We start from the raw sequence: 24,510 nt of genomic DNA, 5'->3' as shown, positions 1-24,510 counted from the left end.
GGAGCGTCATGGGAATCACGCTGCGGGCGGGACCGATCGCCGAGGTGGTCGTCGACGTCCCCCCTGTCAACGCGCTGCGGGTGCGGGACTGGCACGAGCTGGCGCAGGCCGTCCACACCGCGGGGCGGGACCCGGGGACCAGGGTCGTGGTGCTGCGAGCCGAGGGCCGCGGGTTCAACGCGGGCGTGGACATCAAGGAGATGCAGGCCGACGATGGCCACGCCGCGCTCGTCGGCGCCAACAGAGGGTGCTACCAGGCGTTCGCCGCCGTCTACGACTGCGAGGTGCCGGTGATCGCGGCGGTGCACGGCTTCTGCCTGGGCGGCGGCGTCGGCCTGGCCGGCAACGCCGACATCGTGGTCGCCAGCGACGACGCCTACTTCGGCCTGCCCGAGGTGGACAGGGGCGCGCTCGGCGCGGCCACCCACCTGGCCAGGCTGGTGCCGCAGCACCTCATGCGCGCGATGGTCTACACGTGCAGGAACGTCACCGCGCACGAGCTGCACGCGTTCGGCTCCGTGCTGCACGTGACCCCGCGTGACGAGCTGCGCGAGACGGCCATGGAGGTGGCGGCGCGGATCGCGGACAAGGACCCCTACGTGATCCGCCGCGCCAAGGAGTCGCTCAACGGCATCGACCCGGTGGACGTCAAACGCAGCTACCGCTTCGAGCAGGGCCTCACCTTCGAGCTGAACCTGATGGGCGCGGGCGACGAGCACAGAGAGAGGTTCCTGCGATGAGCAAGGTGATGACGGCCGACGAGGTCGCGGCCAGGATCGAGAGCGGCATGACCGTCGGCGTCGGCGGATGGGGGTCGCGCCGCAAACCGATGGCGCTCGTCGGGGCCCTGCTCAGGTCCCCCGCCACCGACCTGACGATCATCTCGTACGGTGGAGCCGACGTCGGCATGCTGTGCGCGGCCAGCAAGGTGCGCAAGGTGGTCGCCCCCTTCGTCACGCTCGACACCATCCCCCTCGAGCCGCACTTCAGGACCGCCAGGCAGCAGGGCACGATCGAGTTCGCCGAGTACGACGAGGGCATGTTCATGTTCGGCTTGCTCGCCGCCGCGCACCGGCTGCCCTTCCTGCCGACGCGGGCGGGGCTCGGCTCCGACGTCATGCGGGTCAACCCGGGGCTGAGGACGGTGCGCTCGCCGTACACCGACGAGGACCTGCTCGCGGTGCCCGCGCTGACCATGGACGTCGCGCTGGTGCATCTCAACAGGGCCGACAGGCGCGGCAACGCCCAGTATCTCGGCCCCGACCCCTACTTCGACGACCTCTACGCCAAGGCGGCCACGAGCTGTTACGTCTCCTGTGAGCGGCTCGTCGACAGCGCCGACCTGCTGAAGGAGGGACCGGTGCAGTCACTGCTGATCAGCAGGTCGTTCGTGGCCGGCGTGGTCGAGGCCCCCGGTGGCGCGGGCTTCACCTCGTGCGAGCCCGACTACGGCAGGGACGAGGCGGAGCAGCGCAGGTACGCGACGACCCCGTGGGGGGAGTATCACGATGAGCAGGGCTGATGTGTGCGTGGTCGCCTGCGCCGAGGCGTTTAGGGGCGACGGCGAGATCGTCGCGGCCGGGATCGGCGGGCCGATCACGATGCTGGCCGCGCGCCTGGCCAGGATGACGTTCGAGCCCGACCTGATCACGACCGACGGCGTGTGCCTGCTGACCGGCGACGCGCCCGGCGTGGTGGAGGGCTGGCTGCCCGTCCGCGACCATCTGTGGCTGGTGCTGAACGGCAGGCGGCACGTGTTCCTCGGGGCCGCGCAGATCGACAGGCTCGGCAACACCAACATCTCCTGCATCGGCGCGTGGGAGCGGCCGAAGGCCCAGCTCCTCGGCGTGCGCGGGGCGCCGGGCAACACCGTGTGCTGTCCGACGAGCTACTGGATCCCCAAGCACAGCCCGCGGGTGTTCGTCGAGAAGGTCGACATGGTCTCCGGCGTCGGCGGCCCGATGATCCGCAGGGTGGTGACCGACCTCGCGGTGCTCGACCTGCGCACGCCGGACGGGTCGATGCGGCTCGTCTCCGTCCACCCGGGTGTCAGCGTCGCCGAGGTGACTGAGGCGACGGGCTTCGACCTGGTCGTGCCGCCCGACGTGCCCACCACGCGGCTGCCGACCGACGAGGAGCGCCGCGTCCTCGAGACGATCGACCCGGACAATCTGCGCGAGGCGCTGTGAGGACCGCGCTCACCGACCTGGTCGGCTGCAGGTACCCGATCGTGCAGACCGGCATGGGCTACGTGGCGGGTGCCAGGCTCGCCGCCGCCACCTCGGGCGCGGGGGGCCTGGGCGTCATCGCCGCCTCCACCATGTCCGTGGAGCAGATGACGGCGGCGATCCGGGAGGTGAAGGAGCGCACCGGCGCGCCGTTCGGCGTCAACATCCGCTCCGACGCCGGCGACGCCGCCGAGCGGGTCGAGGTCATGATCAGGGAGGGCGTCAGGGTGGCCTCCTTCGCCCTGGCCCCCCGCAGGGAGCTCATCGCCAGGCTGAAGGAGGCGGGAGTCGTCACCATCCCCTCCGTAGGCGCGCGCCGCCACGCCGAGAAGGTGGCCGCGTGGGGGGTGGACGCGGTGATCGTCCAGGGTGGCGAGGGCGGCGGCCACACCGGTCCCGTCCCTACCACGCTGCTCCTGCCGCAGGTCGTCGACTCCGTCGACATCCCGGTCATCGCCGCGGGCGGCTTCTTCGACGGCCGCGGCCTGGTGGCGGCCATGGCGTACGGCGCGGCGGGCATCGCCATGGGCACCCGCTTCCTGCTCACCAAGGACTCCCCCGTGCCCGACCAGGTGAAGCGGCTCTACCTGGAGGCCACCGACACGCTCGTGACCCGCAAGGTCGACGGGGTGCCGCACCGGGTGCTCGCCACGCCGTTCGTCGCCTCGCTCGAACGCGCCCGGCTGCTGCGCGCACTCGTCAACGCCGCCCGCTTCAAACGGCTGTCGGGCCTGAGCTGGGGGCAGCTGGTCGGCGAGGGTCGCAGGATGCGCGCGGGCAGGGACCTGACCTGGGCGCAGGTGTTGCAGGCGGCCAACACCCCGATGCTGCTCAGGGCGGCCATGGTCGACGGCCGCACCGATCTCGGCGTGATGGCCTCGGGCCAGGTGGTGGGAGTGCTCGACGACCTGCCCTCGTGCGCGGAGCTGATCGAGCGGATCATGGCCGAGGCCGGCCAGGCGCTGCGGCGGCTCACACCACCGTGAGCCCGCGGGCGCCGAGGATCGCGTTGGCCTGCGCCTGGTTGATGATCGCGCCGGACAGGGCGCGCAGCTTGGCGTCGTCAGGCTCTCCGAGGTCGGCTCCCCGCAGGTCGGCCTTGGCGAAGACGGTCTTCAGCACCTTCGTGCCGATCAGGCGGCAGTCGCTGAAGACGGTCTCGGTGAAGTCGCAGCCCGACAGGTCGGCGTCGTCGAACCTGATGCCCTCGAGCGTCTGACCGCGCAGCGAGCAGCCGCCCAGGTTGGCCATCGTCAGGTTCGAGCGCGAGAGCGTGAACCCCGTCCCCCTCGACCCGGTGAGCGACGCGCCGATCATCCGGCAGCCGGTGAAGGCGGCGTCGGTCAGCAACGCACCGCCGAAGTGCGCGGAGGACAGGTCGACGTCGGTGAAGACGGCGTCGAGCAGGTCGGCGTCGGCGAACCTCGCCCGCAGCCCTCCGCCGCCGGTGAACACCGCCCCGTCGAGGTCGGCCTTGCGGAAGTCGGTCTGCTCCAGCACGCACGACTCGAACGTGGCCGAGGCCAGCGACGCGCCCCAGAAGTCGGTCTCGGTGAGGTCGCAGCCGCGGAAGACGTGCTGCTCGTCCGCCTTGAGGCGGTCGGCCATCGAGAGGTGGGAGAGGTCCTCGCCGTCGAAGTTCACGACGTCAGAGGCTACCCGTGATCGCCTCGGCGGCGGCCTGGCCGCAGACGCGGGCCGAGCCGTACGTCGCGATGTGGACGGCGCCCAGGTCGGAGCGCTCGGGCAGGCCCATCTCCACCACCACGGCGTCGGCGCGGGCGCTGAGCAGGTGGCTGATCGCCGCCGCCTGCCACGGGTAGCGGTGGGCGTCGCGGGCGACGATCACCAGCGGCCGGTCGGCGGCGGCCCTGAGCAGGTTCTCCAGGACGGCGGCGCGCGACTCCTCCGCGGTGAGCCTGTTGACGGTGGTGCCGGGCAGGAGCTTGCTCAGCGGCTCGCCCACGCCCCATGGCGTGCCCTTGTCGATGGCCAGGTTCATCTCGGGGGCGAACTCGACGACCTGTGGCGCGACGGTCAGGGGCAGGACGGGCGCGGCGGTCCTGCGGGTCACCCGGACGGCGCGGCGGGCGGCGATGAGACCGATCTCCCCCTCGACCGCGTGGCCGTCGTCGTTCACGCCCCCGTGAACCCCGCGACCCCCGTGAACCCCGTGACCCCCGCGACCGCCGTGGCGGCCCTGTGCCGCTCTGGCGGCCGCCGACCACGCGCCGAGTCCTGTGACCCTGCGCGCGGCGTCGGCCAGGCGCTCCTCGGGCAGTCCGCCCTCCAGCACCGCGTGGGCGATCGCGTCACGCACCTCGACGGCCGTCGCCTCGTCCGAGCGCTCGCCGCCCACGCAGATCGCGTCGGCGCCCGCGGCGATCGCCATGGCCGACGCTCCGCCCACGCCGTAGGCACCGGAGACGGCCGCCATCTCGATCCCGTCGGTGATGATCATGCCCTCGAAGCCGAGCTCCTCGCGGAGCAGGGCGGTCAGCACGTGCGGGCTGAGCGTGGCGGGCCGCCGGTCGTCGTACCGGGACACGAGCAGGTGCCCCGTCATGATCGCCCGAACGCCCTCATCGATGGCCGCCCGGAAAGGGAACAGGTGCTCCTCGATCTCGCCCGCCACCACGGGCACGCCGTGGTGGGAGTCGACCGCGGTGTCGCCGTGGCCGGGGAAGTGCTTGGCGCAGGCCGCCACCCCTGTCGCCTGGAGTCCGCGGACGAAGGCCCTGGTGTGCCTGGCCACGAGCTCGGGGTCGGCGCCGAAGGCGCGCAGTCCGATGACGGGGTTGCCGGGGTTGGAGTTCACGTCGGCGGACGGCGCGAAGTCGATCGTGACGCCCGCGGCGGCCAGATCCCTGCCGAGGTCTCGGGCGAGCTCCTCGGTGAGCGCGACGTCGTCGACCACGCCGAGAGCGTAGTTGCCGGGCCTGCTGCTTCCCTTGGCGACCTCGAGCCTGGTCACCTCGCCCGACTCCTCGTCCACTCCCACCAGCGCCGCGGGGTTGTCCGCGTGCAGCGCCGCCGTCAGCTCGGCCACCTGGGCGGGGCCGACGATGTTGCGGGAGAAGAGCACCACGCCCGCCAGTCCTTCGGACAGGCGGCGGCGGAGCCAGTCGGGGGGCGTCGTCCCCACGAATCCCGGAAGGATGACGGAGTCGGCAAGGCGAAGCAAGTCGCGGCCAGGCTTGGGCATGACCGAAATCTAATAGGAAAGTTTCCTATTTTCTAGAGGCATCTTCAGACGTCAACCACGGCCTTCGATGATGAACTCGGCAAGTGTACGGATGGGAGTCTTCTTCCTGTCGGCGAGGCCCACCCCTTGGAAGGCGACGCCGGGAACGCTGCGGGGCTCACGACCTGCCAGTGGCCGGTCAGGCGGCGACGGCCTCCTTGCGACGCTGCCACAGGCCGTCGGCCGCCAGCGCGCCGCCGCCGGTGAATGCCAGCGCGAGACAGGCCGCCCCGAGGACCAGCGGGAGCTCGATGCCGCCCTTGTCGGCCAGGAAGCCGTTGGGCAGGTGCACGAAGAAGATCGCCCCCACCATGTCCAGCGCCAGCAGGACGCCGAACACCGGCAGGGCGGCGCCGACGATCAGCGCGATGCCGCCGACGACCTCCAGCACGGCCACGGCGGGGGCGGCCAGACCGGGCAGCGGAACACCGATCTGCTCGAACAAGGCGGTGACCCCCGAGATGCCCATGGTGGTGAACTTCACCCAACCGTGGATGAGGAAGGTCGCGCCAATGGCCAGCCTGGCGAGCAGCAGCGTGATCGATCGAGCCATGAGGTTCTCCGTCATTGTTGTTCGGATTTGAACAACTCCCCACTCTAGATGGTCGTTCAATTCTGAACAACTCATAGGATGGCGAACGTGAGCGAAACACGGTGGCTGGGGGCAAGGGAGATGGCCGCGTGGCAAGCGTTCCTGATCGCCTCACACCTGCTGGAAAGGCGCATCGAGGAACAGCTCAAGAGCGCGGCGGGCCTGACCCATCCTCAGTACGAGATCCTGGCGCTGCTGTCGGCGGCGCCCGAGCGGCGGATGCGGATGACGGAGCTGGCACGCGGCGTGGTGGTGTCGAAGAGCGGGCTGACCTACCAGATCGCCCAGCTGGAGAAACGCGGCCTGGTGAAGCGCACGGACTGCCCCGGAGACGAGAGAGGCGTGCTCGCGGTGCTCACCGACGAGGGCTCGCGACAGCTCGAGCAGATCGCGCCAGGGCACGTCGAGGTGGTGCGCAGGTACCTGATCGACCTGCTCACCCCAGAGGAGCTGGAGACGATCACCGCGGCCATGAGCAGGGCGCAGCGGGCCATGCGCCCCTCCGTCTAGCGACGGCCCCTCAGAGGCGTTCGAGGATGGTCACGTTCGCCTGGCCGCCGCCCTCGCACATCGTCTGCAGGCCGTAGCGTCCGCCGACCCGCTCCAGTTCGTGCAGCAGCTTCACCGCCAGCACCGCGCCCGTCGCGCCCAGCGGATGGCCGAGGGCGATGGCCCCGCCGTTGGGGTTGACGATCGCGGGGTCGGCTCCTGTCGCCTTGAGCCAGGCCAGCACCACGGAGGCGAACGCCTCGTTGATCTCGACGGCGGCGAGGTCGGTGATGGACATCCCCGCCCTGGCCAGCGCGTGCTCGGTGGCGGGGATGGGCGCGTCGAGCATCACGATGGGGCTCGCGCCGCGCACCGACAGATGGTGGACGCGGGCGCGCGGCGTGAGCCCGTGATCGCGTACGGCCCGCTCGGAGGCGACGAGCAGCGCGGCGGCCCCGTCGGAGATCTGCGAGGAGAGCGCGGCCGTCAGCGACCCGTCGGGCAGCAGCGGGCGCAGCCCCGCCATCTTCTCCAGCGACGTGTCCCTGCGCGGCCCCTCATCCACCTCGCCCCCCTCGTAGGGGGCGATCTGCCGGGCGAACCTTCCCGTGTCGATGGCGTGCAGGGCCCGTTCGTGCGAGGCGAGGGCGAAGGCCTCCATCTCCTGGCGGGAGATGCCCCACGAGGCGGCGATCCGCTCGGCTCCGGCGAACTGCGAGACCTCCTGCGAGCCGTACCGCGCCGCCCAGCCCTTGGAGCCGGAGAACGGCGTGTCGAAGCCGGGGAAGGTCATGGCCGACGAGATCGGGACCATGCTCATGTTCTGCACGCCGCCCGCCACCACCAGGTCGGCCGTGCCCGAGAGCACCGCCTGCGCCGCGAAGTGGAGCGCCTGCTGGGATGAGCCGCACTGCCTGTCGACGGTCACGCCCGGCACCTCCTCCGGCAGCCCGGCCGCCAGCCAGCAGGTGCGGGCGATGTCACCGGACTGGGGGCCGACCGTGTCGACACAGCCGAAGATCACGTCGTCGACTGCGGCGGGATCGACGCCGGAGATCACCGCGCCGATGACGTGGGCGCCCAGGTCGGCGGGGTGCGCCCCGGCCAGGCCGCCGTTCCTGCGACCCACGGGGGTCCTGACCGCGCCGACGATGTAGGCCTCACTCATGAACCGAATCCTAGCAAGCGCTTGGTTCGTAGCGGAACCGCCGATGAGCTGCGGGTGTTCGGTGAACAAGCGATTGCGCAAAGGCCCATAATGGAGGCGTGACAACACGAAAGAACCCGACCGCCGCGCCGCCGAAGACCAAGCGCGCCGCCACGTCGGGATCGGCCTCGGAGCGCCGTGACCACCTCGTGAAGCTCGCCGCCGAGATCTTCGCACGCAAGGGCTTCCAGGCGACGACCGTTCGCGAGATCGCCAACGAGGCCGGCATCCTCTCAGGAAGTCTCTACCACCACTTCGATTCCAAGGAGACGATCGTCGACGAGGTGCTGTCCACCTTCCTCGACGACCTGATCGCCCGCTACCGGGCCGCCCTGGAGAGCGGTGGCGAACCGCGCGCCGTGCTGTCGGAGATGGTGCGCATCGGGTTCGGCACACTGGAGCCGCACCGCGCCGCGATCACCGTGATGCAGAACGACTGGAACTATCTGCGCCAGTTCCCCCGCTTCAACTACCTCGTCAAGGCCGAGGACGACGTGGAGCAGATGTGGGTACGGCAGATCAAGGCGGGCCAGGCGGCCGGGCAGTTCCGCGCCGACGTCGACCCGAAGCTGACCTACCGCATGATCCGCGACACGATCTGGGTGGCGGTGCGCTGGTTCCGCCCCGGCGGCAGGCTCAACACCACGGGCCTGGCCGAGCACTACATCACCGTGCTCTTCGACGGCCTGGCCACCGGCGAGCGGACCACCCAGTCTCAGGCATGAGCCTCGGGAAGGCAGTGCGGCTGGCACTGCGGGAGATCGCCGAGCCCGGCAAGGCGCCGGCGATGCAGGCGTACATGAAGTCGGAGATGCCCTTCCTCGGCGTGCAGTCGGGGCCGCGGCGGGCGGCGCTGAAGAGGGTGTTCACCGAGCATCGCATCGAGGCCGCCCCCGAATGGCGGCGCTCGGTCCTGGAGCTGTGGCGGGAGGCCGAGTTCCGCGAGGAGCGCTACGCCGCGATCGAGCTGTCGGGTTTCCGCTTCTACAGGGAGTTCCAGACGCTCTACACCGTCCCGATGTACGAGGAGATGGTCGTCTCGGGCGCGTGGTGGGACCTGGTCGACGAGATCGCCACACATCGGGTGGGCGGGCTGCTGGCCGCCTACCCCGACGCGATGCGGCCGCTCATGCTGGAGTGGGCGCACGCGGAGAACCTGTGGAAGCGGCGCACCGCGATCCTGGCCCAGAACAGGTTCAAGGAGCGCACCGACACCGCGCTGCTCTACGCGTGCATCGAGCCGAGCCTGTCCGACATCGACTTCTTCGCCCGCAAGGCGATCGGCTGGGCGCTGCGCGAGTACGCCAAGACCAATCCGCGCGAGGTCGTCCGCTACGTCGAGGCCAAGGGCATCAGCGGCCTGAGCCGGCGCGAGGCGCTGAAGAACGTCAACGTGTCCACAGCGCCTGCTGCACCGCCTGGACGAGCGCCATCAACTCCGGCGTGACCGCCTCGCCCGCCCACGCCAGCGTGTAGGTGAGGCGCAGGTCGGCGGCCTCCAGCGGGACGAACCTGATGTCGTCGCGGCGCACGGTCCTGGCGACGAGCTGAGGAATCGGCAGCAGTCCCGCGCCCGCGGCGACCAGGTCGAGCGCCGCGGCGAAGTCGTCGTCGGCCACCTGCCGGTGCCTGCCCGGCAGGCCGGCCCACCGGCCCCCGGGGATCAGCACGTCACGGCCGCCGAGCTCGGCGGCCGTGACCCTGGACCGCCACGCGTGGTCCACCGGTACGGCGAGCCTGTCCACGGTGACGTGGAACCTGGCCCCCGTGACGAACCTGGGCGGGGCGGGCACGGCGACGATCGCCGCCGACGCCTCCCCCGCGTCCAGTGCCCTCGCCGCGGCGCCGCGGCCCGCCGTGACGAGCTCGACGGCGATCCCCCGCCCCGCGAGCCTTCTGGCGACGCGGGCGACGAGCGGTCCCGCCAGCGGTGGATAAGCCAGATGAATGACCGGTCTGGCCAGCCGCGCCGCCTCGAGACCGAAGGCCGTCACGCTGTCGAGCACCTGATGGGCGTGGTCGAGCAGGGCCTTGCCCTCGGGAGTCAGCCGCACCGCGCGGGCGGATCTGTCGAAGAGGCGGAGACCCAGGGCCTTCTCCAGGCGGGTGACGGCCTGGCTGACGGCGGGCTGCGACATGCCGAGCTCGGCGCCCGCCCGGGAGAAGCTGAGCAGCGCGGCGACGCGCTCGAAGCACTGGATCTCCCTGAGCATAAGCAGCATCAATAGATGATGCACCGGAAGCGGGCGCACGTGTTCGGTGGGCCCATGACTTCTTTTCCTTCGTCCACCGTGCTTGGATATCCGCGGATCGGCCCGAACCGCGAGCTGAAGCGAGCCCTCGAGTCGTACTGGGACGGGCGCGCGACCCGCGCGGAGCTGGAGCGGACGGGCGCCGAGCTGCGCGAGCTGACGTGGCGAAGCCTGGCCGGGCTCGGGCTCGAAGGGTTGCCGTCCAACACCTTCTCGCTCTACGACCAGGTGCTCGACACGGCGGTGATGCTGGGCGCGGTGCCTGAGCGCTACAGGGACGCCGAGGATCCCTACTTCGCGATGGCGCGCGGCACCCAGGGCCTGGCGCCGCTGCGGATGACCAAGTGGTTCGACACCAACTACCACTACATCGTGCCGGAGATCGGCCCCGGCACCGTCTTCAAGCTGGACGCCGCCAAACCGCTCGACGAGGTGCGTCAGGCCAGGGCGCTCGGGTTCGAGACGCGGCCCGTGGTGATCGGCCCCGTGACGTTCCTGCTGCTGTCGGGCGCGCTCGACCGGCTCGACGACGTGCTCGGCTGCTACGAGGAGCTGCTGTCGGCGCTGGCCGCCGAGGGGGTCGCGTGGGCGCAGTTCGACGAGCCCGCGCTGGTCGGCGACCGGACGCCGGCCGAGCTGACGGCGGTGCGGACCGCCTATGACCGCCTCGGTTCGCCGGTGGCCAGGCCTGGGCTGCTGGTGGCGAGCTACTTCGGCGACCTCGGCGAGGCGCTGCCCGTGCTGGCGGCCACGCCGGTCGAGGCGATCGGGGTGGACCTGGTGCGCGGCTCGGTGCCCGCGCTGCCGGGCAAGACGGTGGTGGCGGGCGTGGTGTCGGGACGGGATGTCTGGCGCACCTCGCAGGCGAGGGCTCTGGCGGCGCTGCGCGCCGTAGAGGCGGACGCGGTGGTGGTGAGCACCTCGTGCTCGCTGCAGCACGTGCCGTACACGGTGGCGGTGGAGGACGCGCTGGAGCCCGGCCTGCGCGAGCGGCTGGCGTTCGCGGAGGAGAAGGTGGCCGAGGTGGTCGCGCTCGCCCGCCTGTTCGCCGAGGGTGCCGCGCCCGACCAGGAGGAGACGGTGACGCGGGCCCGCCAGGAGAGCGCCGCGCCCGCCCGCCGCAGCCCCTATCCCGTGCGCGCCAGGGCCCAGGCCGAGCATCTCGACCTTCCGCTCCTGCCGGTCACCACGATCGGCTCCTTCCCGCAGACCGGCGAGCTGCGGGCGGCCCGCGCCGACAGGTCGCTGCCGGTGGCCGACTACGAGGCGCTGGTGGAGAAGGAGATCGAGCGCGCGATCAGGGTGCAGGAACGGCTCGGCCTCGACGTGCTCGTCCACGGCGAACCCGAGCGCAACGACATGGTGCAGTACTTCGCCGAGCACCTCGACGGGTTCGCGGTGACCAGGCACGGCTGGGTCCAGTCGTACGGCTCGCGCTGCACCAGGCCGCCGCTGCTGCACGGCGACGTCAGCCGTCCCTCCCCCATCACCGTGCGGTGGGCGACGTACGCCCAGTCGCTGACCGCCAAGCCGGTCAAGGGCATGCTGACCGGGCCCGTCACGATCGTGGCATGGTCGTTCGTGCGCGACGACCTGCCGCTGCGCGAGGTGACGTTCCAGGTCGCCGACGCCATCGCCGAGGAGGTGCGTGACCTGGAGGCGGCGGGCATCTCGATCGTCCAGGTGGACGAGCCGGCGCTGCGCGAGCTGCTCCCGCTGCGGGCCGGCGCCCAGGAGGACTACCTGGAGTGGGCGGTGGCCGCCTACCGCAGGGCAACCTCCGTGGCCGCCGACCGCACCCAGATCCACACGCACCTGTGCTACTCCGACGCCGACCAGATCCTGGCCGCCATCGACGGCCTCGACGCCGACGTGACCACGATCGAGTCGGCCAGGTCGGGGGCGCGCATCCTGAAGGGCGTCGGCGGCTACTCCCGCGGGCTCGGGCCCGGCGTGTACGACATCCACTCCCCTCGCGTGCCCGCCGAGGCCGAGGTGGAGTCGCTGCTGCGGGCCGCGCTCGACGTGCTGCCCGCCGAGCGGCTGTGGGTCAACCCCGACTGCGGCCTGAAGACCCGCACCTACGAGCAGGTCGAGGCCTCGCTGGCCAACCTGGTCAGCGCGGCCCGCTCGGTCCGCCAGTCCGCGTGACGGGCAGCGGCCCCACCACGTCGAGTCGCGAGACCGCCCTGGTGAGCGCCACGTAGAGGCGGTTCATGCCGCGCGGCTCGGCGGCGACGATGGCCTCGGGGCCGACGACCACCACGTGGTCGTACTCCAGCCCCTTGGCCATGCTCGCCGGCACCGCCGTCACCCTCGCGCCCGGTTCGTCCACCGGCGCGAGGTCCACCCCTGCCGCCCGCAGCCGCGCCACCAGCGCGGGCAGCTCGTGGTCGGCCGCGATCACGCCGATCGAGCCCTCGTACGCCATGGCCTCGGTCACGGCCGCCGCCGCCTCGCCGCTCGCCCGCAGCAGCAGCCGCCCTTCCGACCTGAACGAGCGGGTGCGCGGCACGTTGGCACCCAGGTCGTCGAGCAGCCCGTTGGCCAGCTCGACGACCGCGGCGGGCACCCTGAACCCGGTCGTCAGCGCGATCACCGCGGCGTCCGGCTTGCCCAGGCTCTTCAGCTGGTCGGCCCAGTCGGCCGCCGCCCACGGCGTGGTGCCCTGGGCCAGGTCGCCGAGCACGGTCAGCGAGCCGTACGCGCTCCTGCGGGCGATGGCGCGGCACTGCATCGGCGACAGGTCCTGCGCCTCGTCCACGATCACGTGCCCGTAGCCCTTCGGGTGGTCGAGCAGCCCCTCCAGCTCGTCGATCAGCACGGTGTCCGCCGCCGTCCACTTCTTCCGCGCACGGGTGATCGCCCGCTGCTCCTCGGGGGTGAGGATGCCCTCGGCGGGCCCGCTCGGGTCGGCGAGCAGCTCGGCCAGCACGTCCTCCGCCTTCACGTTCGGCCACACGGCGTCGACCGCGGGCGTCGCTCCCCTGGTCATCGCGCGCATCCAGGCCGAGGTCGCGGAACGGCCGCGCAGCTCGGCCTGGCGTCTGATCAACGCGACCGTCTGCGACAGCACCCGCTCCCTCCCGATCCGGTACGGCAGCGCCGCCCGCCGCGCGTCGTCGACGATCCGCCGCAGGTCCTCCTGCTGGACCCGCCACACGAAGGCTCCGTCGCGCACGGCCACGGGCTCGGCGGGCTTGGCGATCCGCCCGTACAGCGCCCTCCTGAGCACGGCGGCCATGCGTTCGTCGTGCTTGACGACCGCGGCCTCGGCGGAGTCGGTTCCCTTCACCTGGACCCGCCGGAGCAGGTCGTCCACGGTCGTCTGCTCGACGTCGACCTCGCCGAGCGCGGGCAGCACGGCGCCGATGTAGCCGAGGAAGGCCCTGTTGGGGCCGAGGATGAGCACGCCGTGCCGGTCGAGCCGCTGCCTGTGGGCGTAGAGCAGGTAGGCGGCCCTGTGCAGGCCGACGGCCGTCTTGCCGGTGCCGGGCGCGCCCTGCACGCAGATCGACTCCTCCAGCTCGGCTCTGACCAGCTCGTCCTGCTCGGGCTGGATGGTGGCGACGATGTCGCGCATGGGGCCGACCCTGGGCCGCTCGATCTCGGCGGCGAGGATCCTGCCGGCGACCCGCGTGCCCTCGTCGAGGCGCTCGTCCTCGAAGCCGGTGAGGGTCAGGTGGGCCCAGCCGTACCTGCGGCGCATGAGGACCCCGCGCCTGTCGCCCGCGTGCGCGCGGTAGAAGGCGGTCGAGACCGGCGCCCGCCAGTCGATCACGACGGGAGGGTGTCCGGTCTCGCCTGAGATGTGCCGGCGGCCGATGTAGTAGCGGTGGCCCCCTTCGACGTCGAGGCGGCCGAAGAACGGCGGTCCGTCGGGGGCCTCGCTCAGCTCCTTGGCCAGGCTCTTGAGGTGGCGGCCGAGGCGTTCGGCGCTGTAGCGGTCCCCCGCGACCGTCTCTCCCACGATGACGTTGTCGCGGGCTCCCTCGAGCATCCGCTGGAGCCCTTTCCTGCACGCGGCGACGTAGGCGCGCTCGCTCTCGAGTTCGGTCATGCAGATAGTGTAACTCGGTTAATTTTTTAACTTGGTTACATGATGAAGTGACCGCTTCCCTGAGGGAGGGAGAGGAGGGTGAAGGCCTGCGCGTGGGTCAGCCTGAAGGCACGGAAGAAGCGGAGGAACATGCCGCAAGGCTCTCGCCGAACCGGACATCGCGTCCAACACCTTAACTTTCCGGATTAACGCCCTTTTGTTGTTAATCTTGGGAGGTGGACATCAACCCCCGGCTCCTGCGGGTGTTCGTCGCCGTGGCCGAGGAGCTCCACTTCGGGCGCGCGGCCGCCCGGCTTTACCTGGCCCAGCAGGCGCTCAGCCGCGACATCCGCCGCCTGGAGGAGCAGCTGGGCGTCGTGCTGTTCACGCGATCCACCCGGCAGGTCGAGCTGAGCGAGGCGGGGGTCAGGCTGATGCCCGCGGCCAGGCGGCTACTCGCCGTCCACGACGACCTGGTCGCCGAGATGCGCGGCGCGGCGGGGCCGCTGCTCGTCGACCTCAACAGCCCCGGCGCGGCGCTGCCCAGCTACCTGATCAGGGCGCGCGAGCTGGCGCCCGAGGCGGAGATCGTGGCCCGTTTCCACGGCGGGCTCTCGGCGGGGGCCGCGGCGATCATGGCGGGCGCCGCCGACGTGTCGTTCGGCCGCTTCGCGGGGCTGGCCGCCGAGACGCGGGCGCGCCTGGCGCAGGTACCCGTCATGCTGCACCCGATGGCGGTGATCCTGCCCGAGGGGCACCCGCTGGCGCGGCTGGACGAGGTGCCGCTCGGCGTCCTGGCCGGCTACCCCCTCGACATCATGGGCGGCAACCCCAACACCACCGAGTGGACCGATCTCGGAAGGCTGCTGGCCGAGGAGTTCGGCCTCACGCTCGCCGACCCGCACGCGTGCCCGATCGGGCTCGACGAGTTGCTCGTCTACGTGCGGCGGCACGGCGAGCCCGTGCTGTCGAGCGTGGGCTGGGGCGAAACGCAGGGCACCGTCGTGCGGCCGCTGGTGGACCCCGTGCCGCTGTCGCTCGTCAGCCTGGTGCACCGGCCAGGGCTGCGGCACCCGGGCCTGACCGCGCTCTTCCAGGCGATCGCCGAGCACGAGGGCTGGATGGACCGCCCTCCCGGCTCCTGGCTGCCCGCCGCGGACGAGGCGCTGCTCGGTCCGTGAAAGCTGGCCGCGGACCGGCGGAGAGGACCACACTGGAGACCGGCTCCCGATCAGGGAGCATCCGGCCACCAGGAGAGCGTCCGACCATGGAATTCAAGCTCGAACTGATCCCCGTCCCCGTCTCCGACGTCGACCGCGCCAAGAAGTTCTACGTCGAGAAGGCCGGGTTCACCTGCGACGTCGACTTCTCGCCAGGAGAGGAGTTCCGCGTCGTGCAGCTCACCCCGCCCGGCTCGGCCTGCTCCATCGCGATCGGGGTCGGCATCGTCGACACCGCGCCCGGCTCGGTTCGCGGCCTGCACCTGGTGGTCTCCGACATCCACGAGGCCAGGGCCGCGCTGATGAAAAGGGGTATGGAGATCGGCGAGGTCGAGGACATGGGCGTGCCGGGCAAGCCGACCATCTCCTACGCCTGGTTCAGCGATCCCGACGGCAACACCTGGACGCTCCAGCAGCTCCCCTACTGAACCCGCTCCGCGGCGAAGGTGATTCGCCGGACTCCTGGGTAGCTGCACGGTCATGAGCGAGACACCTGATGCCAGGTACACGGGGGAAGAAGCGGCCGAGCACGTCGACAGGGCCCTGAACGACGACGAGTCGCCGGACGAGGTGGACCAGCGCGACGCCCAGGTGGTCGCGGAGGCGGAGGCGGCGCCCATCCGCCCTGGACGTCGCGATCAGGCCGACGACGGAGACCCTGAGGAGGCCGCGCGCAGGGAGGCGTTGTGGAAAGGGTCCCCGTCGGAGCCGAGCGGGGGCCAGACGCCCGAACCGCCGGACTGAGCGCGGCTATTTGAGCGCGCCGGCGGTCAGGCCGGTCTGGATCTGCCGCTGGAAGACGGTGTAGACGACGAGCATCGGCAGGATGGCGAGGGTCAGCGCGGCGAACAGCGCTGACCAGTCCTGGTCGTAGCCCGCCGCGGTGGAGATGTCGGCGATGCCCTGGGTGAGCACCCACTTGTCGCGCTCCTGCAGCAGGACCAGCGGGAGCTGGTACTGGTTCCACTGGCCGAGCACGTTGAAGATCGTGACGCTCACGATGCCCGGCCTGGCCATCGGCAGCATGATCTGGAAGAAGACGCGCGTGTGCGAGGCGCCGTCGACCATTGCCGCCTCCGCCACCGCGGTCGGCAGGGTGCGGAAGAAGGCGGCGAGGAAGAACACCGTGAAGGGCATCGAGTAGGCGATGTACACCAGCACCAGGCCCGCGTGGGTGTTCAGGCCGATGAAGGGGATGGACCGTCCCATGTTCTGCACCACGAAGAACAGCGGGGTCAGCGCCAGGTAGACGGGAAAGGCCAGCCCGGAGACGAACAGCAGGTAGAAGGCGCGGTTGCCGCGGAAGGGGTAGCGCGCCAGCACGTAGGCCGCCATGGAACCCAGCAGCATCGTGCCGAGGGTGCTGAAGGACACCACGATGACGCTGTTGAGCATGTACTGGCCGATGTGGGCCTGCTCCCACGCCCTGGCGAAGTTGTCCCACCGGATCGAGGCGGGCAGCGACCACGCGTCGCCGAAGATCTCGTCCTCGCTCTTGACCGACGCCAGGAAGGTCCACAGGATCGGGACGACCACGAGGAGCGTCCAGACGAGCAGCGCCACGTGCGTGAGCGCCGACAGCGGCCCGAGTCGCCTGCGCCGTTCCACCTGGAGCCGCTTGCGCGATAGATACATCAGTACTCGATTCGTTCCCGACGCGAGAGGCGCAGGGCCAGGATCGCGAAGCCGATGGTGAAGAAGAACATGACGACGCCGAGGGCGGAGGCGTAGCCGAAGCGGAAGTACTGGAAGGCGTTGCGGTAGATCTCGGCGGCCATCACGGTGGTGGAGAAGTCGGGACCGCCGTGCTGGTCGGTCATCACCCACACGATGGCGAAGACGTCGAGGGCGAGGATGCCGAGGTAGACCCACGCGACCTGGACGGTGTCCCAGAGCAGCGGCAGCGTGATGCGAAAGAACAGCGAGAAGCGCCCAGCCCCGTCGATCTGGGCGGCCTCGAACATGTCGCCGGGGATCGAGGCGAGCCCGGCGGAGAAGAGCACGACGTAGAAGCCGACGGCCTGCCAGACCATCACGCCCAGCACGGACCAGAACGCGATCGACGGGTCGGACAGGAACCCGACGGGCGACAGCCCGATCGACATGAGCGGGCCGTTGAGCATGCCGCTGCCGTCGGGCCTGAAGACCTGCTGGAACAGCACCGCGACCACGGCCACGGCCAGGACCTGGGGGAAGAAGAACACCACGCGGTAGAACTTCGACCCCGCCACCCCCGCGACGCCCTTGCCGCCCACGTTCAGCAGGAACGCGAAGAACAGCGCGGCGACGATGGTGATCAGCGGCAGCAGCACCAGCAGCAATCCGTTGTGCCACACCGCCTTCCAGAAGATCCCGTCGTCGAACAGCCGCCGGAAGTTGTCGAACCCGACGAACCGCGGCGCGGCGGAGACGCCGCGCCAGTCGGTCATCGCGATGTAGAACGCCTGCAGGTACGGCGCGATCACGTAGATCAGGTAGAGCGTGACGGGCGCCGCGAGGAAGGAGGCGATGAAGAGGCGACGTCGCAGCATGTCAGCGCGTGAACTTCTTGATCGCGGAATCCTTCTTGATCTCGTCGGCCTTCTTCTGGATGCGCTCCAGGTACTTGTCGGCGGTCAGCCCGCCGCTCATCAGCTGTCCCGTGGCGGCGATCGCCTCGTCCTTGAGCTGGGCGTACCAGCGCTCCCAGCGCCAGTAGACGGTGTTCGCGCCCGCGGCTGCCACGGCGTCGGACGCGCTCTTGGCGCCCGGCGACAGCGCCCTGCCGTCGCCCGCGCCCTTGACCACCGAGACGGTCCTGACCAGCTCGCTGAAGTCGCCGGACGCCTTCTTCGACAGCATGGCCCTCAGGTACTCCAGGCCCGCCTGCGGGTTGGCGCCCTTCGAGGGCACGATGAAGTTCTCGCCCGGCTGGGCGTGGAGCGTGCCGTACGGCATCTTGTCGGAGCTCGTGACGTCGGGGATGACGAACATCTGGTAGGCGAAGTCGGCGGGGGTGGTGTCCTTCTGCTCGTTCTCCAGCCAGGAGCCCGAGGGCAGCATGGCGACCTCGTACTTGTTCTGCGCGGTCTGCGTCTGCACGTGGTCGAGGCCCGCGGTGCCCTGCATCAGGTACTTGGCGCCGACCTCGGCCCAGCGGGTGGCCGACTGCTTCATGGCGTCGGTGGTCCACGCGCCGTCTTCGAGGTTGTCGATGTTGACCAGCACCTCGTTCCCGCCGATCTTGGCGGCCATGGTCAGCAGGGACTCGTACAGGTACTGGGGGAACTTGCCCGCATAGGTGAAGGGAGCCATCTTGCCGGACTTCTTGATGGTCTCGCAGAGCGCGATGAACTCCTCCCACGTCTTCGGCGCCTGCCAGCCGTTCTCGTCGAAGGCCTTCTTGGAGTACCAGATGCCGAAGATGTAGTTCACATAGCCGAGCACGCTGAACTTGCCGTCATAGGTGCCGATGTCGATCACGGCCTTGTCGAGGGAGTCCCTCACCTTGACCGAGGGGTCGTCCCACGTGGGCGCGTCGAGCAAGGGCGTCAGGTCGAGGAGCTGGCCGTCCTGGGCGAGCGCGCCGAAGTCCATGGCGTTCGCGCCCGAGTTGTCGATGACGTCGGGCGGGTTGCCGCCGGCGAAACGCGGCTGGAGGACCTTGGTGATCTCTTTGGTGGTGTTGTGCTTGATCTCCACCTTCGGGTACTTCGAGGCGAAGAGCGGCTCGTGGATGTCCTTGGCGTACGCGTTGCCGAAGCCGCCGTCGAAGATCCAGATCTCCAGCGGCTTGTCGGTCGCGACCCCGAAGGGGTTGGCGGCGCTGGTCGGGACGGCCGCGGCGGGGGCCGAGGTGGCGGGAGGCGCGGCGGGCGTGGCACAGGCGGCGAGCGCGCCCGCCGCGGGAACGAGGACGGCACTGCGGAGAAGCTGACGTCGGGTGATCTGGGGGGTGTTGGGCATGGCTACTCCAGTCGATGACTCTCCACGGCCTTGATCGTCAGTTCGAAGGCCTGATTGGTGCGTTCGTAGGTCTGCTGGGCGACCGCCACGTAGACGGCGTCCAGCACGAACAACTGCGAGTGCACGGCGGCCAGGCCGCCGAGACGGAACGTGGTCTCCCTGCTGGCCGTGGTGAGCACCAGGTCGGCCAGCTCGGCCAGCGGCGAGCGGGCGAAGGAGGTGACGGCGACGCAGATCGCGCCGTGGGTGCGGGCCTCGGCCAGCGCCTCCATGACCTCGCGGGTGCGGCCCCTGTGCGAGATGCCGATCGCGACGTCGCCCTGCCCGAGCAGCGCCGCGTCCGACAGGGAGACGTGCGCGTCGCCCGAGCTCCAGCACGGCACGCCGATGCGGCGCAGCCGTCCCTCGAACATCGTGGCCACCGCGCCGCTGGTGGACACGCCCACCAGCAGCACCCTGCGGGCCGAGACGATCGCGTCGGCGACCCGGCTGACGGCGGTCAGGTCGAGCTGGGCGGCCGTGTCCTGGATCAGGCGGGCGTCGGCCGCGGCCATGACCTCGATGGCGGCGTCGAGCGGGTCGTCGGGACCGATGTCCTGGCCGACTCCCGCCCCCCATCCGGCCTGCGCGGCCCTTCCCGTCTCCGTCGCCAGCGCGACGCGGAGCTCGGCGTAGCCGGAGAAGCCGAAGGCCCGGCAGAACCTCGTCACGGTGGCGGGCGAGCTTCCCGCCCGCTCGGCCAGCGCGATGATCGTGGAGCGGGCGGCCTCCGCGGGATCGCCCAGAATCACCTCGCCCACCCTTCGCAGAGCTTCCGGCAGACCGGGTAGTTCGGTTTCGACGCGGCCGAGGGCACCAGATGGCACGAATATTCCTTCCGAATATCGGACCTTGCGGCGAAAATTATTCTTGCAATCGGGTCCAGTCAAGACCCAGGATGTGACACGTGCATAACGGCTTCTTTGGTGAAGTCTTGGCCGGTACGGTGGCCTCCTCCAAAGGCGGGCGAGAGCGAGTAGGTGGGTGACCCCGTGAAGCGCGGTGACGTGGTGGTCGGTGTCGACGCCGGCGCGACCTCCTCCCGGGTGGCCGTGCACACCCTCGACGGCGCCAGGCTCGGCTATGGCGAGGCGGGCGGCGGCAACCCCAGTTCCCACGGCGTCGAGGCCGCGGCGGCCGCGATCGGGGCGGCGCTCGGCCGGGCCCTCGAAGGAGTCGACCCCTCGCGGGTGTCGCGCTCGGTGGCGGGCGTGGCCGGCAACGCCGTCGACTTCGACGTCGCCCTCGACAAGCTGTGGGCCGACCACGGCATCGCCTCGGGCCCCCGCCTCACGAACGACGTGCCGATCGCCTACGCGGCGGGCACGGCCGCGCCGTCGGGCACGCTGCTGCTGTCCGGCACCGGAGCAGTGGCCTCCCGCGTCACCGAGCACGAGATCGACCTGCTGTCCGACGGGCTCGGCTGGCTGCTGGGCGACGCGGGCTCCGGCTTCTGGATCGGCAGGCAGGCCGCCAAGGCCGTCGTCCACGCCCTCGACCGCGGCGAGGGCGGAGGGCTGCTGTCCGAGCTGGTCGTGGCCCGCTTCCTCGGCGAGGACCGCGGCCCCACGCCGCGCAGGGAGGCCGAGCGCATCGTCAGGCTCGCCCAGGCCGACCGCACCGCGCTGGGCCCCCTGTCGGCCCTGGTCAGCCAGGCGGCGACCGCGGGTGATCCGATGGCCGTCGAGATCGCCGGGCGCGCCGCCGCCCACCTGGCCGAGACCGTGGCCAGGGTCTACGACGGCGGGCCCATCGTGCTGGCCGGCTCCGTCCTGACCAACGAGGGCCCGGTACGGCAGGCCGTGACGACGCTGCTGGAGCGGCGGTGGGACGCGGAGGTCAGCACCGCGCGCGACGGAGCCGGAGCGGCGGCATGGCTGGCGGCCCTGGCACTCCTGCCGGGCGAGGAGGCCGGGAGGCTGCACGCCGCCTTCACCGGCTGATCAGCCCTTCACCGCGCCCACGACCAGGACGGTGGATCTCCTTGCCGTCAGCCGCCTCTTCTGATGCGGCCTTCGTAACGGGCCTCGAGTGCCAGGTTGTGCGCGTCGCCCTCGGGAACGTTCGCCGACAGGTACACCGGCGGCGTTCGCCCTGCCTCCACCAGGTCGCGGACCGCCTCCGCGACGACGAGCTGGACCAGCAGCGCCGAGGTGATCGAGGAGACGGCGCCGACCGCGCCGCCGCCGGGCATGGGGAGGACGGCGTCGCCGCGCGGCGCCCTGTTGTCGAGGACCACGTCGGCGAGTTCGAGCAGCTTGCGTCCTGACGGGTGCCTGGACGGCACGCTGGAGCTGTGGGCGAGGGAGGTGATGGCGATCAGGTCGTGACCGCGCTCCTTGACCAGGGTGGCCAGCTCGACGACGACGCCGTTGACGCCCGAGTTGGAGATGATCACGAACAGGTCCTCGTCCCTGACGGGCGCGAGGTCCAGGATGCGCTGGGCGAGGCCGGGGTCGCGTTCCAGGTCGTAGCGTTCGAGCTCGGCGGGGTCGGCGCCGCCGTACAGGACGATGTCCCTGAGCGCGAGCCTGTTGGTGGGCACGAGGCCTCCCGCCCGGCCCGCGATCTCCATCGCGGTGGCCTCGGAGTGGCCGGAGCCGAACGCCTGGATCACCCCGTCCCTGTCCAGCGTCCTGGTGACGAGGGCGGCGGCCTTGCCGATCTCGGGATCCTGCGGGATGACGGCGACGAGCTCGGCGATGTGCCTGGCGTACTCGGCCGGGTTCACGATTCTCCTCCGGGTAGGCGGTGGCCTTCGACGGCCCTGACGGTCAGGTCGAACGCCTCGCGGGTGCGCTCGTAGGTGCGCTGCGCGACCGAGACGTAGACGACGTCGAGGACGAGCAGCTGGGAGTGGATGGCGGCGAAGCCGTGGGCGCGGAAGGTGGTCTCGCGGCTGGCCGTGGCGAGCACCAGCTCGGCCACCTCGGCCAGCGGCGAGCTCGGGTGGGAGGTGACCGCGACGGTGATCGCCCCGTGGCTGCCCGCTTCGGCCAGCACCTCGATGACCTCGCGGGTCCTGCCGCTGTGGGAGATGCCCACCGCCACGTCGCCGTGGCCGAGCAGCGCGGCGTCGCTGAGCGCGGAGTGCGCGTCGGACCTGCTCCAGGTGGGGATGCGGATCCGCTGCAGGCGGTGCTCCATCTCGCTGGAGACGGCCGCGCTGCTCGAGACGCCGAACAGCAGCACCCTGCCCGCGTGGGCGATCGCCTCGGCGACCTTCTCGACCATGGCCAGGTCGAGCTGGGCGGCGGTCTCCTGGATGAGCCTGATGTCGTTGCCCGAGACCACGCCGAGCACCCTGTCCAGGCCGTCGGCGGGAAGGATCTCCTGCCCGATGTCGGTCTCCCAGCGCTGCCGGGCCGTCCTTCCGCTCTCGGTGGCGATGGCCACGCGCAGCTCGGCGTAGCCGCCGAAGCCGAGCGCGCGGCAGAACCTGGTGATCGTGGCCGTCGAGGTGCCGCTGCGCTCGGCCAGGTCGACGATCGTCGATCGGGCGGCCTCCGTAGGGTTGGCGAGGATCACCTCGGCGACCTTGCGCAACGCCTCCGGCTGATCGGCCTGTTCGGCTCTGATGCGGCTCAACAGTTCCACGCGATGAAAATTATGCTCAGGATCTCGCCTCGTCAAGGCTGTGGACAATAATTTTTGACATGGCGATGGTGTTCGGCGTGGACGCGGGTGAAACCTCGAGCCCCCGTCACGGTGGCGGCGGACGGAGCGGGAGCGGCGGCGTGGCCGGCCGCGCTGGACCTGCTCGGGACCGCGAAGGCCGCGCCGCTCCACTCCCGCTTCGTCGGCTACTCGATGTCGGGCGGCTTCGGGCCGTCGTAGATCGGGTTCTTGGCCAGCCGCTTCTCCGTCACCAGCAGCTTGACCGTGTCGGCGCCCAACACCTCGGCGTCCCACACGATCCAGTCGTCGCCGACATGCTCGGGCTGCCCCTTGGGGCTGTAGCTGTAACCGCTGGGCTCCGTGGGCTCGATCACCCAGATCTTCGTCTTGACCCCGCGCTCGGCGGCCGCCGCCCGCACCTCGCCGACGGTGTGCTCGTCCACCTTGACACCGTGCAGCAACTCTCCCTTGGTGGTGGCCCTCGCCGCGTTCTCGTACTGCTCGCCCGGCTTGGCCGGACGGCCGAGAGAGATCACCCCCGTGCCCGTGAAGCCCACCGACACGGTGACCGCAAGCGCGCACCCCGGCGAGCCCATGTCGCAGCCCTCCGGCTCGAAACCGTCGCCGAGGCTCTTGTCTGGGCTGGTGTTCCCGCTGAAGTCCGTCCTCACGACCTTCCCGACCCCGCTCGGCGAGGCGGGCACCAGGTTGAGGCTGACATCCAGACCGACCGCCTTGAAGGCCTCCCCGTACAGACCGGGGTTGGCGTACGGATCCTTGACCCTGGCCACCCAATCGTCGCCCCGCTGCTCGATCTCGATGGCGGAGTTGGCGTAGGAGGTGGGCACCCCCCTGCCGCCCTCGATCAGCCCCGGGCCGATCACCGCGGCGGCGGCCAGCGCCGCCACCGCCACCGCGGCCACCGCCAGCCGGCGCACCGGGCGCGCCCCCCAGCGCCGCCGTACGGCGGGCTCGTGTGCCTGCTCGGCCGCGACGATCGACTCCAGCAGCGTCCGCGCCCCCGCGCCGGACCCCCGCTCGGCCAGATCCTCGTCACGGACCCTGGCCAGACCGCCGACCTGCTCCTCGATGCTCTTCACACTTCCCTCCCCGCGAGAACGACATGGTTGACCGAGATGCCCGCCGCCTGCAGTGAGCGGGCGAAACGCTTGCGTGCCCGATGAAGCCTGATCCTCACGGCATTGCGCGAACAGCCGAGCACGGCCGCTATCTCGCCGCGCTCCAGCCCCTCCCACGCGACCAGGCCGAGGAGCTCACGGTCGTCGCCCCGCAGGCTTTGGAAGGCTCTGGCGATGGCGCCGAACTCGAGCGTGGTGTCGGGGGTGGTGGCGTAGAGGTCGGCCAGGTCGGCGTCGAGCTCGATCGTGCGGGCGTGGTGATCTGTTCGTAGGTTCCGGCGTAGACGGCCTCGAACCTGGCCCTCCTGTGGTCAGCCACGGGCGGTCCCCATGGTCGGCCTCCTTGGTCGGGAATGTCGGACACCCAGTCCATGTCGGAAGGCGCTCCAGCATTTCAAACCCATACGGAGCACCTGCCGAGCCCGCCCCGCCCCCGCCCGAGGACGACGAGCCGCCCCTCCCCGCCACGAACCGTCCGGCCGCCATCGGCCCCCGGCA

Annotated in this window: 27 protein-coding genes; 13 read left to right on the top strand and 14 right to left on the bottom strand. The window is 70.9% G+C overall.

Annotation, left to right across the window (positions count from 1 at the left end; genetic code table 11):
• The first annotated feature begins 8 nt into the window (after window positions 1-8).
• The 4 genes from AB0B45_RS08440 to AB0B45_RS08425 are packed head-to-tail and all read left to right on the top strand — an operon-like array spanning window position 9 to window position 3,214.
• Entirely contained in the window at window positions 9-740 is a 732-nt protein-coding gene (locus tag AB0B45_RS08440; RefSeq protein WP_358127324.1) for an enoyl-CoA hydratase family protein, read from the top strand.
• Window positions 737-1,522 carry a CoA-transferase gene (locus tag AB0B45_RS08435; RefSeq protein ID WP_358127321.1) on the top strand — a complete coding sequence of 262 codons (786 nt, stop codon included), beginning with the start codon at window positions 737-739 and terminating at the stop codon, window positions 1,520-1,522. The genes AB0B45_RS08440 and AB0B45_RS08435 overlap by 4 nt, the downstream gene beginning before the upstream one ends.
• Window positions 1,509-2,189 (top strand): CoA-transferase, encoded by a 681-nt coding sequence (locus AB0B45_RS08430; RefSeq protein WP_358127319.1) that lies wholly within the window; start codon window positions 1,509-1,511, stop codon window positions 2,187-2,189. The genes AB0B45_RS08435 and AB0B45_RS08430 overlap by 14 nt, the downstream gene beginning before the upstream one ends.
• A complete protein-coding gene (locus tag AB0B45_RS08425) occupies window positions 2,186-3,214 on the top strand; it encodes a nitronate monooxygenase (RefSeq protein ID WP_358127317.1) in 1,029 nt (342 codons plus the stop codon). Before AB0B45_RS08430 ends, AB0B45_RS08425 begins: the two co-directional genes overlap by 4 nt.
• Here the strand turns inward: AB0B45_RS08425 and AB0B45_RS08420 are convergent.
• The 3 genes from AB0B45_RS08420 to AB0B45_RS08410 all read right to left on the bottom strand — a co-directional run bounded on the left by AB0B45_RS08420 (window position 3,201) and on the right by AB0B45_RS08410 (window position 6,025).
• A complete protein-coding gene (locus tag AB0B45_RS08420) occupies window positions 3,201-3,872 on the bottom strand; it encodes a pentapeptide repeat-containing protein (protein WP_358127314.1) in 672 nt (223 codons plus the stop codon). The two genes, AB0B45_RS08425 and AB0B45_RS08420, sit on opposite strands and share 14 nt — an antisense overlap.
• A gap of 4 nt (window positions 3,873-3,876) precedes the next feature.
• The gene (locus AB0B45_RS08415; protein ID WP_358127310.1) at window positions 3,877-5,433 is read right to left on the bottom strand and encodes a glycoside hydrolase family 3 N-terminal domain-containing protein; all 1,557 of its coding nucleotides are present in this window, start codon (window positions 5,431-5,433) and stop codon (window positions 3,877-3,879) included.
• Window positions 5,434-5,611: 178 nt separating this feature from the next.
• The gene (locus tag AB0B45_RS08410) at window positions 5,612-6,025 is read right to left on the bottom strand and encodes a DoxX family protein (protein WP_358127307.1); all 414 of its coding nucleotides are present in this window, start codon (window positions 6,023-6,025) and stop codon (window positions 5,612-5,614) included.
• Between the two features lie 87 nt (window positions 6,026-6,112).
• Here AB0B45_RS08410 and AB0B45_RS08405 point away from each other — a divergent pair, with 87 nt between their 5' ends.
• Window positions 6,113-6,574, top strand: coding sequence for a MarR family transcriptional regulator (locus tag AB0B45_RS08405; RefSeq protein ID WP_358127304.1), 462 nt, complete (start codon window positions 6,113-6,115; stop codon window positions 6,572-6,574).
• A 10-nt stretch (window positions 6,575-6,584) separates the two neighbouring features.
• On the opposite strand, the gene AB0B45_RS08400 is transcribed toward AB0B45_RS08405, so the two are convergent.
• A complete protein-coding gene (locus tag AB0B45_RS08400) occupies window positions 6,585-7,721 on the bottom strand; it encodes an acetyl-CoA C-acetyltransferase (protein WP_358127301.1) in 1,137 nt (378 codons plus the stop codon).
• A gap of 98 nt (window positions 7,722-7,819) precedes the next feature.
• Here AB0B45_RS08400 and AB0B45_RS08395 point away from each other — a divergent pair, with 98 nt between their 5' ends.
• Together AB0B45_RS08395 and AB0B45_RS08390 are read left to right on the top strand one after the other, a co-directional pair.
• Complete coding sequence (locus AB0B45_RS08395; RefSeq protein ID WP_358127298.1) at window positions 7,820-8,485, top strand: TetR/AcrR family transcriptional regulator; 666 nt, start codon at window positions 7,820-7,822, stop codon at window positions 8,483-8,485.
• On the top strand, window positions 8,482-9,207 hold the full coding sequence (locus tag AB0B45_RS08390; RefSeq protein ID WP_358127296.1) for a DNA alkylation repair protein: 726 nt from the start codon (window positions 8,482-8,484) through the stop codon (window positions 9,205-9,207). The genes AB0B45_RS08395 and AB0B45_RS08390 overlap by 4 nt, the downstream gene beginning before the upstream one ends.
• On the opposite strand, the gene AB0B45_RS08385 is transcribed toward AB0B45_RS08390, so the two are convergent.
• Window positions 9,149-9,982, bottom strand: coding sequence for a LysR family transcriptional regulator (locus AB0B45_RS08385; RefSeq protein ID WP_358127294.1), 834 nt, complete (start codon window positions 9,980-9,982; stop codon window positions 9,149-9,151). The genes AB0B45_RS08390 and AB0B45_RS08385 overlap by 59 nt on opposite strands.
• 45 nt (window positions 9,983-10,027) lie before the next feature.
• On the opposite strand from AB0B45_RS08385, the gene metE reads away from it, so the two are divergent.
• Window positions 10,028-12,163, top strand: coding sequence for a 5-methyltetrahydropteroyltriglutamate--homocysteine S-methyltransferase (gene metE, locus AB0B45_RS08380; protein ID WP_358127291.1), 2,136 nt, complete (start codon window positions 10,028-10,030; stop codon window positions 12,161-12,163).
• Here the strand turns inward: metE and AB0B45_RS08375 are convergent.
• On the bottom strand, window positions 12,129-14,072 hold the full coding sequence (locus AB0B45_RS08375; RefSeq protein WP_358127289.1) for an ATP-binding domain-containing protein: 1,944 nt from the start codon (window positions 14,070-14,072) through the stop codon (window positions 12,129-12,131). The two genes, metE and AB0B45_RS08375, sit on opposite strands and share 35 nt — an antisense overlap.
• Before the next feature lie 215 nt (window positions 14,073-14,287).
• On the opposite strand from AB0B45_RS08375, the gene AB0B45_RS08370 reads away from it, so the two are divergent.
• From AB0B45_RS08370 to AB0B45_RS08360, 3 genes are all read left to right on the top strand, one after another.
• Entirely contained in the window at window positions 14,288-15,232 is a 945-nt protein-coding gene (locus AB0B45_RS08370; RefSeq protein WP_358127287.1) for a LysR family transcriptional regulator, read from the top strand.
• A gap of 86 nt (window positions 15,233-15,318) precedes the next feature.
• Window positions 15,319-15,699: a VOC family protein gene (locus AB0B45_RS08365; RefSeq protein ID WP_358127285.1), complete on the top strand. Its 381-nt coding sequence runs from the start codon at window positions 15,319-15,321 to the stop codon at window positions 15,697-15,699.
• A 52-nt stretch (window positions 15,700-15,751) separates the two neighbouring features.
• The gene (locus AB0B45_RS08360) at window positions 15,752-16,015 is read left to right on the top strand and encodes a hypothetical protein (protein WP_358127283.1); all 264 of its coding nucleotides are present in this window, start codon (window positions 15,752-15,754) and stop codon (window positions 16,013-16,015) included.
• Window positions 16,016-16,021: 6 nt separating this feature from the next.
• Here AB0B45_RS08360 and AB0B45_RS08355 read toward each other — a convergent pair whose 3' ends face one another.
• Genes AB0B45_RS08355 through AB0B45_RS08340 form a run of 4 tightly spaced genes read right to left on the bottom strand, consistent with a single transcriptional unit; the run spans window position 16,022 to window position 20,082 of the window.
• Window positions 16,022-16,906: a carbohydrate ABC transporter permease gene (locus AB0B45_RS08355; RefSeq protein WP_358127280.1), complete on the bottom strand. Its 885-nt coding sequence runs from the start codon at window positions 16,904-16,906 to the stop codon at window positions 16,022-16,024.
• On the bottom strand, window positions 16,906-17,802 hold the full coding sequence (locus AB0B45_RS08350; protein ID WP_358127277.1) for a sugar ABC transporter permease: 897 nt from the start codon (window positions 17,800-17,802) through the stop codon (window positions 16,906-16,908). Before AB0B45_RS08350 ends, AB0B45_RS08355 begins: the two co-directional genes overlap by 1 nt.
• A gap of 1 nt (window position 17,803) precedes the next feature.
• A complete protein-coding gene (ngcE, locus tag AB0B45_RS08345; RefSeq protein ID WP_358127274.1) occupies window positions 17,804-19,216 on the bottom strand; it encodes an N-acetylglucosamine/diacetylchitobiose ABC transporter substrate-binding protein in 1,413 nt (470 codons plus the stop codon).
• A 2-nt stretch (window positions 19,217-19,218) separates the two neighbouring features.
• Window positions 19,219-20,082 carry a MurR/RpiR family transcriptional regulator gene (locus AB0B45_RS08340; RefSeq protein WP_358127272.1) on the bottom strand — a complete coding sequence of 288 codons (864 nt, stop codon included), beginning with the start codon at window positions 20,080-20,082 and terminating at the stop codon, window positions 19,219-19,221.
• A gap of 165 nt (window positions 20,083-20,247) precedes the next feature.
• Between AB0B45_RS08340 and AB0B45_RS08335 the strand changes: the two genes are divergently transcribed.
• Window positions 20,248-21,198 carry a BadF/BadG/BcrA/BcrD ATPase family protein gene (locus tag AB0B45_RS08335; protein WP_358127270.1) on the top strand — a complete coding sequence of 317 codons (951 nt, stop codon included), beginning with the start codon at window positions 20,248-20,250 and terminating at the stop codon, window positions 21,196-21,198.
• A gap of 47 nt (window positions 21,199-21,245) precedes the next feature.
• Here the strand turns inward: AB0B45_RS08335 and AB0B45_RS08330 are convergent, their stop codons facing one another.
• Together AB0B45_RS08330 and AB0B45_RS08325 are read right to left on the bottom strand one after the other, a co-directional pair.
• Window positions 21,246-21,986: an SIS domain-containing protein gene (locus tag AB0B45_RS08330; protein WP_358127268.1), complete on the bottom strand. Its 741-nt coding sequence runs from the start codon at window positions 21,984-21,986 to the stop codon at window positions 21,246-21,248.
• On the bottom strand, window positions 21,983-22,852 hold the full coding sequence (locus tag AB0B45_RS08325) for a MurR/RpiR family transcriptional regulator (RefSeq protein WP_358127265.1): 870 nt from the start codon (window positions 22,850-22,852) through the stop codon (window positions 21,983-21,985). Before AB0B45_RS08325 ends, AB0B45_RS08330 begins: the two co-directional genes overlap by 4 nt.
• Before the next feature lie 87 nt (window positions 22,853-22,939).
• On the opposite strand from AB0B45_RS08325, the gene AB0B45_RS08320 reads away from it, so the two are divergent.
• The gene (locus AB0B45_RS08320; RefSeq protein ID WP_358127263.1) at window positions 22,940-23,092 is read left to right on the top strand and encodes a hypothetical protein; all 153 of its coding nucleotides are present in this window, start codon (window positions 22,940-22,942) and stop codon (window positions 23,090-23,092) included.
• Here the strand turns inward: AB0B45_RS08320 and AB0B45_RS08315 are convergent.
• Window positions 23,059-23,973 (bottom strand): hypothetical protein, encoded by a 915-nt coding sequence (locus AB0B45_RS08315; RefSeq protein ID WP_358127260.1) that lies wholly within the window; start codon window positions 23,971-23,973, stop codon window positions 23,059-23,061. The genes AB0B45_RS08320 and AB0B45_RS08315 overlap by 34 nt on opposite strands.
• On the bottom strand, window positions 23,970-24,239 hold the full coding sequence (locus AB0B45_RS08310; RefSeq protein WP_358127572.1) for a sigma-70 region 4 domain-containing protein: 270 nt from the start codon (window positions 24,237-24,239) through the stop codon (window positions 23,970-23,972). Before AB0B45_RS08310 ends, AB0B45_RS08315 begins: the two co-directional genes overlap by 4 nt.
• Window positions 24,240-24,510: the final 271 nt, after the last annotated feature.

Origin of the sequence: Nonomuraea sp. NPDC049152 (assembly GCF_040648355.1) — a bacterium.
GTDB lineage: Bacteria > Actinomycetota > Actinomycetes > Streptosporangiales > Streptosporangiaceae > Nonomuraea.
Note: the sequence above shows the minus strand (reverse complement) of the source record. Positions and strands in the feature narration are given on the sequence as shown.